This is a genomic window from Megasphaera lornae (assembly GCF_000214495.1).
Lineage (GTDB): Bacteria > Bacillota > Negativicutes > Veillonellales > Megasphaeraceae > Megasphaera > Megasphaera lornae.
This window is the reverse complement of the sequence record NZ_AFIJ01000007.1, coordinates 76,052-88,152: the sequence shown is the minus strand read 5'-3', so window position 1 is coordinate 88,152 and position 12,101 is coordinate 76,052. Positions and strand designations below refer to the sequence as shown.

The 12,101-nt window shown below is 44.2% G+C and carries 13 protein-coding genes; 12 read left to right on the top strand and 1 reads right to left on the bottom strand.

The features are described 5' to 3' along the window. Nucleotides 1-12: 12 nt before the first annotated feature. From HMPREF1039_RS01115 to HMPREF1039_RS01060, 12 genes are all read left to right on the top strand, one after another. Nucleotides 13-654, top strand: coding sequence for an MBL fold metallo-hydrolase (locus tag HMPREF1039_RS01115; protein WP_007390516.1), 642 nt, complete (start codon nt 13-15; stop codon nt 652-654). Nucleotides 655-657: 3 nt separating this feature from the next. Further along, nucleotides 658-1,737, top strand: coding sequence for an AI-2E family transporter (locus HMPREF1039_RS01110; protein ID WP_007390561.1), 1,080 nt, complete (start codon nt 658-660; stop codon nt 1,735-1,737). Further along, the gene (locus tag HMPREF1039_RS01105) at nt 1,724-2,239 is read left to right on the top strand and encodes a Fur family transcriptional regulator (protein ID WP_007390468.1); all 516 of its coding nucleotides are present in this window, start codon (nt 1,724-1,726) and stop codon (nt 2,237-2,239) included. The genes HMPREF1039_RS01110 and HMPREF1039_RS01105 overlap by 14 nt, the downstream gene beginning before the upstream one ends. Continuing rightward, nucleotides 2,232-3,683 (top strand): coproporphyrinogen dehydrogenase HemZ, encoded by a 1,452-nt coding sequence (hemZ, locus tag HMPREF1039_RS01100; RefSeq protein ID WP_007390555.1) that lies wholly within the window; start codon nt 2,232-2,234, stop codon nt 3,681-3,683. The genes HMPREF1039_RS01105 and hemZ overlap by 8 nt, the downstream gene beginning before the upstream one ends. After that, on the top strand, nt 3,683-4,951 hold the full coding sequence (gene hisS / locus HMPREF1039_RS01095) for a histidine--tRNA ligase (RefSeq protein WP_007390544.1): 1,269 nt from the start codon (nt 3,683-3,685) through the stop codon (nt 4,949-4,951). Before hemZ ends, hisS begins: the two co-directional genes overlap by 1 nt. Before the next feature lie 3 nt (nt 4,952-4,954). Further along, on the top strand, nt 4,955-6,748 hold the full coding sequence (gene aspS, locus HMPREF1039_RS01090) for an aspartate--tRNA ligase (RefSeq protein WP_007390552.1): 1,794 nt from the start codon (nt 4,955-4,957) through the stop codon (nt 6,746-6,748). Between the two features lie 104 nt (nt 6,749-6,852). Continuing rightward, nucleotides 6,853-7,413 (top strand): signal peptidase I, encoded by a 561-nt coding sequence (gene lepB, locus HMPREF1039_RS01085; RefSeq protein WP_007390577.1) that lies wholly within the window; start codon nt 6,853-6,855, stop codon nt 7,411-7,413. A gap of 165 nt (nt 7,414-7,578) precedes the next feature. Next, nucleotides 7,579-8,079: a preQ(1) synthase gene (queF, locus tag HMPREF1039_RS01080; RefSeq protein ID WP_039891608.1), complete on the top strand. Its 501-nt coding sequence runs from the start codon at nt 7,579-7,581 to the stop codon at nt 8,077-8,079. A gap of 63 nt (nt 8,080-8,142) precedes the next feature. Beyond that, nucleotides 8,143-8,514, top strand: a complete 372-nt coding sequence (locus HMPREF1039_RS01075) for a hypothetical protein (protein WP_007390565.1) — start codon at nt 8,143-8,145, stop codon at nt 8,512-8,514. Between the two features lie 68 nt (nt 8,515-8,582). Then, the gene (gene nth / locus HMPREF1039_RS01070) at nt 8,583-9,227 is read left to right on the top strand and encodes an endonuclease III (RefSeq protein WP_007390515.1); all 645 of its coding nucleotides are present in this window, start codon (nt 8,583-8,585) and stop codon (nt 9,225-9,227) included. A gap of 123 nt (nt 9,228-9,350) precedes the next feature. Continuing rightward, nucleotides 9,351-9,746, top strand: a complete 396-nt coding sequence (locus HMPREF1039_RS01065; protein ID WP_007390579.1) for a hypothetical protein — start codon at nt 9,351-9,353, stop codon at nt 9,744-9,746. A gap of 81 nt (nt 9,747-9,827) precedes the next feature. Beyond that, the gene (locus HMPREF1039_RS01060; protein ID WP_007390471.1) at nt 9,828-10,214 is read left to right on the top strand and encodes a RidA family protein; all 387 of its coding nucleotides are present in this window, start codon (nt 9,828-9,830) and stop codon (nt 10,212-10,214) included. A gap of 106 nt (nt 10,215-10,320) precedes the next feature. On the opposite strand, the gene HMPREF1039_RS01055 is transcribed toward HMPREF1039_RS01060, so the two are convergent. Continuing rightward, nucleotides 10,321-11,916 carry a peptide chain release factor 3 gene (locus HMPREF1039_RS01055; RefSeq protein ID WP_007390485.1) on the bottom strand — a complete coding sequence of 532 codons (1,596 nt, stop codon included), beginning with the start codon at nt 11,914-11,916 and terminating at the stop codon, nt 10,321-10,323. Nucleotides 11,917-12,101 lie beyond the last annotated feature (185 nt).

The window sequence follows — 12,101 nt, the reverse complement described above, 5'->3', positions numbered from 1 at the left end:
AGGAGTATACGTATGAGTATGAAGTATGATGTTACCGTTTTAGGACCGGTGATGACCAATTGTTATATTGTGTATGACACGGAAACGATGGAAGCGATGGTGATTGATCCATCCTGGAGCTGTGAGACAATTGCCGCGAATTTACAGCGGTTGGGAGTGACGTTGAAACGCATTGTTTTGACCCACGGGCATGCCGACCACATCGGTGCTTTGCAGGATTTGCGGCAGCGGTATCAGGTTCCCGTATATGTCGGCGCCGGAGATAAGGATTTAATAACCAATTCGCGCAATAATATGTCGCTGTTTGTAGGCAAAGAAATTGTATGCGATTCACCGGATTATATTGCGGAGGACGGGGATATTATTGCTGTCGGGAAGCTGCAGTTCAAAGTGATTACTACGCCGGGACATACGCCGGGAGGAATATGTCTGTATGGAAGTCGGACCCTGTTTTCGGGAGATACACTGTTCCGTTATTCTGTAGGGCGTACGGATTTATATGGGGGAGCGTGGGAAACCCTCTTGCAGAGTATTAATGATAAACTTATGGTATTACCTGACAGTACGTTAGTCTTGCCCGGACACGGTCCGGCTACCACGATCGGGGAAGAACGTACGGGAAATCCCTATTTGGACGGGGATGGAGGCTGGTAAGCTATGATTTGGGGGAAGGATACGCAGTTTTGGTTGCGCACGGCGTTAGTGATTTTGGCGGTCCTGTTGTTCATTTCCATTCATGCAGTGTATTGGCCGTTGGTAGTATCCCTGATTTTTACGTTTATTTTAATTCCGATTCGTGACGGATTGCGTTATTTGGTATATGGCATATGCAAGTGCCGGTTACCGGAAAATTTGGCTATCGGTTTTTCATTTGTCATATTGATTCTTATTCTTGCCTGCGTGGCGAATGTTATTCTGCGCCCCTTACTGTACCAGCTGAATTTATTGGCGGCCAATTTTAATACGATTGTTTTACAAATGTCCGTGTTGGTGAATCATTTAGAAAATGACCAAACTCATGTATATATACCGGAGCAAGTAAAGCAGCTCATTAATGAGGCGTTGGTCAAAGCCGGAAATTACGGCGTGGACAGTATTACTAATGTTGTCAAATCCGTAGTGGTTATAGCCGGTACGGTGGTGGAATTTTGTGTTGTTCCCTTTATTACGTTTTATTTTATGAAAGACGGTGCCCATTTGGTACAATCTTTCATATCTATATTTCCGCCGACCTATCGCCCTCGCTTGGAGGGGATTGCCGGAGAAATTCATCGGGTGTTGAGTCGGTATATTCGAGGACAGATTATACTGAGTTGTATTATTGCCGGCGTTATTTTTTGCGGTATGTGGATTATGGGCGTACCGTATCCGATGGTTATCGGGTTGTTGGCGGCGATTACGGAATGGATTCCCATTGTAGGCCCTATTGTGGGAGCGGTTCCGGCGATTTTATTGGGTGCTACTGTCAGCGGTTCCCTGGCACTTAAAGTTTTAATTTTTTATGTGATTGTGCAACAAATGGACAGCCATGTTATTATGCCGCAGGTTATGGGGGCGGTCATTCGTTTGCATCCGGTAGTCATTATTATTTCTTTACTTATCGGGGGCACATTAATGGGCGTGGCGGGAATGATTTTAACGGTGCCGATCACGGCGGTACTGCAAATTCTTTGCAGTCATTTATGGTTTTATGAATTATATAAAGATAAGGAGATGGATGTACATGGAAAGAGATAAGGCGGAATTAATGGAAGTTATGATGAAACGAATGAAAGAAAAAATTAAAGATAAGCGGTATAAGATGACCACGCAGCGCCAAGTTATTTTGCGGGCGTTTGTAGAAAGCACGATTCGTCATATGAGTGCGGAAGAAGTATTTGAATTGGTAAAAAAGACTTCTCCGGACATCGGTCTGGCTACGATTTATCGAACGCTGGACTTATTTACGGAAATGGATTTGTTGAAAAAATTGGATTTTGACGACGGGTGCAGTCGGTATGAATTGAATGATCGGGAAAATGAAGGGCATTTCCATCATCATTTAATTTGTTTAGGATGCGGAAAAGTATGGGAATGTAAAGATGATTTACTGGAAACTTTGGAATCTATTTTACAAAAACGGTTGCATTTTCGCACGGTGGATCATCAGTTAAAAGTATATGGATATTGCGAAGAATGTGAAACGAAACGGCAAGCGGAAGAAGCTAAAAAATCGGTTAATCAGGCGGGAAATGAGTAATATATATACGTATCGGTATAGCGGCCCTGCAGCATATCATTCGTTAGTGGGGCAAATTATGGCTTCCTTGGGATTTGTCGGCGGTCATCGGCCGGCACCGACAGGTGCGGCGGTTTTACTCCGTGAAGAAAACCGCCGTTTTTTTCTGCAATGTACATATGGAAACGGACATACGGCACAGCATTTTTCCGCCACGGTGAAGGGGACGGATATACCGCGACAAGTAAAACGGGAATTATTGCATTGGTATGATCAATGGCAAGGGAAGACACGCGGCCCTTGGGGGATTCTTACGGGTGTACGACCGACCAAATTGGTACATCGATTATGGGATCAAGGGTACTCGGAAGAGACTATCGAGAATATTTTACAAGAAGAATATGAAGTGGCAAAAGAAACGGCAAGGTTTTTGGTGAACATGGCACGGTTACAGCGACCATATGTTGCGGTACAACCGAAACGCGCGGCTTTATACATCGGTATTCCCTATTGTTCCGGACATTGCTTATATTGTTCGTTTCCTTCACGTACGGTGACGCATGAACCTGTTTCCCGATTATCGCGGTTTGCGGAAGCGTTGGTAAAGGATGTGGAAGATTGGGCGGCGTTATGTGCGCAATATGATTTGCAGGTGCAGTCGATTTATATAGGAGGCGGCACGCCCACGTGTTTATCCGTGCAATTTTTACAACCGCTGCTGCAAGTTGTGCAACAGCATTTTTCTTCTGCCGGGGAATGGACGGTAGAGGCCGGCAGACCGGATACGGCAACCTTGGAAAAATTAACCTTGTTACGTCGCTGCGGCGTCAATCGCATTAGTGTAAATCCGCAAACGATGCAACAATCTTTGCTTGATCGGTTAGGGAGAAATCATCGTGTAGAAGATATATACGACATGTATGAACATTGCCGGCAGTTGGGATTTCCCGTAATTAATATGGACTTTATCGCCGGACTTCCGCAGCAAACCGTGGTCGATATGGAAGAAAATATGAAAATTGTTTGCCAACTGCAGGCAGAAAATGTTACAATTCATACGTTAGCTTTAAAAAAAAGTGCTCCCTTATTTCAACATCCGTTGCGTCAGTATATCCCGGAGGCGGCGACAGTGGAGAAGATGCTGGCAATTTGTCGACAATATTTGCGGCATAACGGCTATATTCCTTATTATATGTATCGTCAAAAATATATGGCGACGAATTTTGCTAATATCGGATATGCACGACCTGGGACGATAAGTACATATAATATTGAAATGATGGAAGAAAGACAGACGGTGTTGGCGGCCGGACCGGGAGGCGCCACTAAGTTTTTGACAGGCCCTTATTCGTTGGCTAAATTGTATGAACCGAAAGATATTGACGCCTATATACAGGCGTTACCGGATAAAATACAGGAAAGGCACCGCATGTGTGCCCGGATATATGGAGGAGAGGATACATAATGGCCATTACTGCACCACGAGGAACGCAGGATTTTTTGCCTGAACAAACCGCGGAATGGCAAATGTTGGAAGCGAAAATTCGTCGTATTTGTGCACTGTACGGATTTGGTGAAATTCGTACCCCTTTATTTGAAAACACGGAATTGTTTTTGCGCGGTATCGGGGAAACGACGGATGTAGTGACTAAAGAAATGTACACATTTGTCGATCGCGGCGGTCGAAGCATGACGTTACGCCCCGAAAATACGGCATCTGTAGTACGTTCTTTTTTAGAACACAAATTGTATGGCGAACAGAAGGTTCATAAATTTTATTATATGGGCCCCATGTTCCGACATGATCGCCCGCAGGCGGGACGTTATCGGCAATTCAATCAATTCGGCGTGGAAGCGATTGGCTCCAAGGATCCGGCGGTGGATGCGGAAATTATTTCGTTAGCCTTTCAACTGTTTCGGGAATTGGGGCTGAATGATTTAGTGTTGCATTTGAATTCTGTCGGATGTCCGTCTTGTCGGCCTATATATCGACAAAAATTATTGGATTTTTTTGCGGATAAAAAAGAATCGTTGTGTGACGATTGTCGCGAACGATTGGAAAAAAATCCGTTACGTGTATTGGATTGCAAAGCAGACGGTGAAAAAATGATGAACATGGGAGTGCCTCTTATTACGGAGCACTTATGCGAGTCTTGTCAATCTCATTTTCAACAAGTGCAACAGTATTTGCAAGCCGTAGGTATTCCGTTTGTGAAGGATCCGCGACTGGTGCGCGGCTTGGATTATTATACTAATACGGCTTTTGAAATCATGTATGCGCCTTTAGGAGCTCAAAGTACGGTGTGCGGCGGCGGTCGGTATGACGGACTTATTGCCGAAGTGGGCGGTCCGTCTACGCCGGGAATCGGCTTTGCCGTCGGTATGGAACGGTTGCTGTTGACGTTGAAAGAACAGGGATTGTTGACCGTACCTGTCGGAGTACCGCCGATTTTTATTGTCGCGTTGGGAGAAGCGGCAAGAGCCAAAGCGTTTGTATTACAGCAAGCATTGCGGGCACGACAAATTGCGGCGGAAATCGATCTTATGGGACGGAGTATGAAGGGACAAATGAAGGCGGCGAATAAAGCCGGTGCCGGGTATACGGTTATTATAGGCGAAGAAGAGTTGGCGCGACAGGAAGTACAAGTTCGCAATATGATGACAAAAGAACAAATTGCCGTGCCTATGAATGAGCTGGTTACCTATATGGAAAGCAATAGAAGGGATGATTGAAGAATGGATACAATGGCAGGATTGCATCGTACGCAATATTGTGCAGAAGTCGGTGAAGCGGATCAGGGAAAAGAAGTGGTGTTATGCGGTTGGGTGGAACGTCGTCGTGATCATGGCGGCTTAATATTTATCGATTTGCGCGATCGTACGGGTATTGTACAGGTAGTCGCAGCTCCGGATTATGAAACGGTATCGTTTCAAAAAGCGGAACAAGTGCGGACAGAATATGTATTGGTTGTTCGCGGAACGGTACGTATGCGAGATGCGGAAACCGTCAATCCGAAAATGAAAACAGGTACGATAGAAGTGCGGTGTAATGAATTAAGAATTTTAAATTCTTCAAAAACTCCGCCGTTTTATATTGAAGATAATATTGATGTTGATGAAAAAATTCGTTTAAAATATCGTTATTTGGATTTACGTCGGCCGGAAATGCAACATAATCTTATCATGCGTCATCACGTAAAACATGCGATGCGGTCGTTTTTAAATACGCACGGCTTTATTGATATTGAAACGCCTGAATTATGTAAGAGTACGCCGGAAGGTGCGAGAGATTACTTGGTACCCAGTCGTGTCAATGAAGGTAAATTTTATGCGTTACCGCAATCACCGCAAATTTTTAAGCAATTATTGATGATTTCCGGGATGGATCGGTATTATCAAATTGCTCGTTGTTTCCGCGATGAAGATTTACGTGCCGATCGGCAACCGGAATTTACGCAGTTGGATATGGAAATGTCCTTTATGGATCAAGAGGATATTTTATCGTTGACGGAAGAAATGATGCAGTACATTTTCAAAGAAACCTTGGGATATGAATTACCGCTGCCCATTCAGCGGATGACTTGGGATTATGCCATGGAAAATTACGGCTCCGATAAGCCCGATTTACGGTTTGATATGAAGTTTACCGATGTTACGGAGTTGGTAAAAGATACGGATTTTAAAGTTTTCCGCAGTGTGATTGACAATGGGGGTCGAGTAAAAGCGATTAATGTGAAAGGGGATGCGGATATTCCGCGTCGGGAATTGGACGGCTTGGTGGAATATGTTTCTCACTATGGCGCTAAAGGGCTGGCCTGGATCGGTTTTACGGCGGACGGCAATTTGAAATCACAAATTAAAAAATTCTTCGGTGAAGAAAAATTGCGGGAAATAGGTGCCGCTTGCGGAGCGGAAACGGGCGATTTAATTCTTATGATTGCGGATAAACCGGCGGTTGTGGCGGCCGCTTTGGGTGAGTTGCGTAAAGAAATGGCACGGCGTATGCACCTGATTGACGAAAATCAATTCGCGTTTACTTGGGTGGTTGATTTCCCCATGTTTGAATACAGTGAAGAAGAAAAACGCTATGTTGCAATGCATCATCCGTTTACCGCTATGCGGGAAGAAGATTTGGATAAGTTGGAAACGGATCCGGGGCATGTGTATGCTAAAGCGTATGACCTGGTTTTAAACGGCATTGAATTAGGCGGCGGCTCCTTGCGTATTTATCAGCCGGACATTCAACAACGGGTATTTAAAGCGATTGGCCTGACTCCGGAAGAAGCGGAACAAAAATTCGGTTTTCTCATGCGGGCCTTTGAATATGGCGCACCTCCGCACGGCGGTTTGGCCTTCGGCTTGGATCGTATGATCATGCTTATGTTGAAGCGTAAATCTATTCGTGATGTTATTGCCTTCCCGAAAACACAGAATGCGATCGATCCCATGAGTGAAGCACCTTCGGTTGTTACGCGGAAGCAGTTGCATGAATTACATATTCAAACGGAAGAAGAACTGGTTTCCAAATAAGCCGGCGGGCAGGTGTCGGTTTTACCGGAACCTGTTATGGCAAGCATTTTTGCTTTTGCACATAGGCTTTGCTAAAATAGATACGTACGTTAGGAGGGTTATGTGTGCGCACCTTTTTACATGAAGTGTATGAATGGGGTTATTCTATTATTATTGCCTTGGCTATAGCTTTGGTTATTCATATTTTTTTCATTCAGCCGACACGGGTGTCCGGTGAGTCGATGGTTCCGACGTTGCATAACGGGGAATACTTGGTCGTAGCAAAGTGGCCGCATGTATTGCGACAAGTTCCGCAATACGGACAAATTGTTATTATTGACAGCCGGGTGGCGTATGCCCGTTCGTGGAAAGATGATGCGGCTGAACCAATGCACAATTATTTTGCTTTTTTCAATGCCGATTTACAAACGCACAATGTTTGGGTAAAGCGGGTTATCGGGCGCCCCGGCGATACGTTAGCTTTTCATGACGGCAAAGTGTGGCGCAACGGTAAGGCGTTGACAGAGCCGTATATTAATGAACCTATGGAATACAGCAGTACAAAAGAAATTAAAATTCCTGACGGGTATGTATTTTGTATGGGCGATAATCGTAATCACAGCAGTGATTGTCGGTTTATCGGCCCGGTTCCTTTGGATCATGTATTGGGACGTGTTATTTGGTAAGGACTCGGATCGTTCGCAAGCCATCCTGTCGGTAAATACCATTCGGAAACGATATAGAAACATACAGGAAGCGAGTCGGCGAAGAGCGGACTCGCTTTTTTCTGCAACTGAGGTACTGCGGAGTAGATTGCGGCGGTGACCGCAACGGAAGCGTGTTGGGAGGGAATGACCGTGAGTAGAACAAAAGATGAATTGCAACAGATACAACATTTGGGGAATCAGCATACGACGTATACCGGTACGTACGATCCGTCCGTACTGGAAAGTTTTGCCAATAAACATGGGGATCATGATTATTTTGTCAAGTTTAATTGCCCCGAATTTACCAGTTTATGCCCTAAGACAGGACAGCCGGATTATGCGACTATTTATATTTCATATGTGCCGGATCTACGCTTGGTGGAAAGCAAGTCTTTGAAACTGTATCTGTTCAGTTTTCGCAATCATGGCGATTTTCATGAAGATTGTATTAATATTATTATGAAAGATTTATGTGCCCTTTTGGATCCTAAATATATAGAGGTGTGGGGAAAATTCCTGCCGCGTGGCGGTATCAGCATTGATCCCTATTGCAATTACGGTAAGCCGCATACACCGTGGGAAAATGTGGCGTGGCAACGGTTGGCGCAGCATGACTTATATCCGGAAACGGTAAATAATCGGTAAGAGTTGGGGGATTCTTATATACGTGGTATAATGAAACAAAAGAGTAAAGGCGGTGGATAGCGTATGCATGTAAAAAAAATAGCAACAGCCTTATTTTTTTCTGTTTTAATGACGGCGGCGGTCGGCGCTTCCGGTACCTATTGGCAATATGATGCCAACACACAAATTGATATGAAATCGGCAAAAGTGTCGTATAAAAGCGGCGAAAAAATTTTGACGTTTCGAACCGTAGAAACGGCGGAAGACTCTATTTCCTATTGTACGTATGTGTATAATGCGGCGGAACAAACGATTCAATTGCAGCGAATGGTGACAAAAACTCCGACACATCAGTATGAAAGCACCTTTTATCCTGAATCTGTGCGTACGGGCAATGCCACGATTAAAGCACGGGCTCATATGGCGGAAATGCTTATGCAACATTTAGGGCATTAAAAAAACGCTTCCTCGACTGAGGAAGCGTTTTCCTTCTTCTCTTATGCGTTACAAGAAAGGTATACAGAATGATTACAAAAGCGGTAAAACAACAAATATTACAACGATTTCAAGACCGATACGGCATATTAAAGCCGGCACTTCATTATACGACGCCGTTTGAATTATTGGTGGCCGTGGTGTTGTCGGCGCAATGTACCGATGAACGGGTAAATAGTGTTACGGCAGGATTGTTTCCGAAATATGGAACCCCGGAACGCATGCTTACATTAGGATTAACCGGGCTGGAAGAAAAAATTCATACATGCGGATTATATCATAATAAAGCTAAAAATATTTTAGCAACCTGTGCGGTGTTATGTGAAAAGTATCAGGGGTGTGTGCCGCGTACGTTTGAAGAATTAGTGACGTTGCCCGGTGTCGGTCGTAAAACGGCAAATGTACTTATCAGTATTTTATTTCAAACCCCGGCTATTGCGGTAGATACGCATGTCTTTCGTGTATCCAATCGCTTACAGTTGGCCGTAGGTACGACGCCGTTGGCAGTGGAAAAAGGGCTGCAAAAAGTGATTCCCGAGCCCTGGTGGAGCAGAGCGCATCATTGGTTGATTTGGCATGGAAGAAAGGTCTGTAAGGCAAGAAAACCCTTATGTGATCAATGCTTTCTGGCGGATCTGTGTCCTTTTGCGGGAGCAACGCATACTAAGGCTTGAGCGATGGGGATACTCTATGTATGACTATGCAAAATTGTAATGAAAATATTGACAAATATGTAAAACAAAGGTAACATTAACAGTGTTCGTACGGAGATACAAAGAGCGGGAGATGTTGCGGCTATGCATTTACAATATGTAAAAGGCAGTTACCTTGATGAAATAGAATGGAATGATCGACCGGTATTATTTATTTTGGAAGGATTGGCTGCGGGACAGGAAAGGGAAGCGCGACAATATATCCGGGACATTTGGCAATGGATTTTGGCGCATCGGCAACAAGTGCTGGCCTATGCTCCCGCATTAGTGGAAATGAAAAATACTAAATGGTTATCCGCAGGTGAACCGAAAGTATCGCTGCAAGAGGTGGAACATTGTTTACAACACATTACTTCCGTACATGCCACCTATGCTCACGGGTTTGATATTTTTTTTAATACGTGTATGCTCTTCGGGGAACGGGCATTAGTTGTGCATATGGGAAAAAATTATGTCTTTGAAGGCATGCGGCTGGCATAACTTTTTTTTACCTATTGCCAAAGTGGCGGAGATACGTCATAATAAACAAGCAATACTAAGAATACTGAGGAGATGATGTATATGGCAGTACAAGTTATTAATACGAATAAAGCCCCCGGTGCGGTAGGGCCGTATTCACAAGCGGTTAAAGCGGGAGATTTTCTTTTTGCTTCCGGACAAATTGCAATCAATCCGGAAAAAGGTAAGATTGTAGCGTCTACCGTGGCCGGACAGGCGGAACAATGTATGAAAAATGTAGAAGCGATTTTAAGCGCCGCCGGGTTATCGTTTGATCATGTAGTGAAAACAACTGTATATATTACAAATATTGACTTTTTCGGAACGGTCAATGAAATTTACGGGAAATATTTTAAAAACACGTTGCCGGCTCGTTCGTGTGTAGAAATTTGCAGTTTACCCAAGGGCGCGTTGGTGGAAGTGGAAGTAACAGCATATTGCGGTAAGTAATAGAATATAACCGATAAGTGCGGTAGCTTCCAAGCGGGATAAAAAATACGCAATCCGATAAACGGATTGCGTATTTTTTTATGGGGAATAAATATTTTTTTACAGGTTACGGCAATTCATCCGGCGTACTGCAAAAGAGGACCTCCGGATTGCGTTCGGCAATCCAATTCGTTTGCCAGTCAGTGGTAATGAGCAACACGAGGCGTTGTTTATGGTCTTTTACAGCCATGGCACTATCTATGTTTTTTAAATCACTGTAGGCCATCGTATCCGGAAGAGCAAGCCAACGGGCGACCGTATAGGGAAGACGATTCATTTCCAAGGTCACGCCGTATTCATGCTGTAAGCGATAAGAAAGCACTTCAAACTGTAAGGGCCCGACCGCGCCGACAATGTAACTTTCCAAAGAGCCCATATTTTCATAAATTTGTACGGCTCCTTCTTGCGCCAGTTGCGTCATGCCTTTGAGAAATTGTTTGCGTTTGAGTGAATCTTTGGCACGAATGCGGGCAAAAAGTTCCGGCGGGAAAGTGGGAAAATCTTTAAAGGTTATTTTTTTCTTGCCGGTGTATAAGGTGTCGCCAACCCCCATGGTACCGGAATCAAAGATACCGATAATATCTCCTGCATAGGCAGTTTCTACTCCGGTCCTTTCGGTGGCTAAAAATTGTTGCGGTTGCATCAGTCGCACCGTTTTTCCCGATTGGCAGTGGGTTACACTCATTCCTTTGGTAAATTTTCCCGAACAAATCCGCATAAAGACCATGCGGTCGTGGTGTTGCGGATTCATATTGGCCTGAATTTTAAACACAAAGGCGGAAAATTCTTCGTCCGCAGGTTCCACGATTCCTTCTTTCGCATGGCGAGGTTGTGGCGGCGGGGCCATTTGTAAAAACGATTCCAAAAAAGGCTTGACGCCGAAATTGGTCATTGCGGAACCGAAGAAAAGCGGTGTCAATTCGCCGTTAGCGACTTGTTCTGCAGAAAAGGCGTCCCCGGCCATATCCAGCAACTCAATATCGTCAATCAAATTTTTATGCACGTCGTCATCCAAGAGTTCTTTAAAGCGCGGATCGGCGGCGGAACCTTTGGTGGAAGACAATTTTTGTTGGCCGTGGGATGTATCTTTGGCAAATAGTTCAATAGAGGCGGAACGGCGATCATAAATTCCTTGGTAATTGCCGTTTAAACCGATGGGCCAATTCATCGGATAGGCATGAATGCCTAAAACGGATTCAATTTCATCCATCAGATCGAAAGGATTACGCCCGAAATGGTCGATTTTATTGATAAAGGTAAAGATGGGAATATGGCGTTCTTTACATACTTTAAATAATTTTTTGGTCTGCGCTTCCACGCCTTTGGCAACATCAATGAGCATTACGGCGCTGTCGGCAGCCATGAGGGTGCGATACGTATCTTCACTGAAATCTTGGTGTCCCGGTGTATCTAAAATGTTGATGTGATGGCCTTCATAATCAAATTGAAGGACCGAACTGGTTACGGAAATTCCGCGCTGTTTTTCTATTTCCATCCAGTCCGACACCGCATGTTTTGCGGTTTTTCTGGCTTTTACGGACCCGGCTAAATGAATGGCGCCTCCGTACAGTAAAAGTTTTTCCGTTAAGGTTGTTTTACCCGCATCCGGGTGAGAAATAATCGCGAATGTGCGACGATGAGTGATGGCATCTATAAAAGACATATTACACCTCGTTTTTACATAAAGAAAACATACATAGTAGTAATTATATAAGTTTTTTTTCTCTTATGCAAGCCGGAGAAGACGGGCGAGAAGGGAAGAGAAAAAAGAAAAAATAGTGGAAAAATGCTGATAATTGTGTATAATAAATAATATGAACATAGGAAATATGTACAAAATAAGGCTTT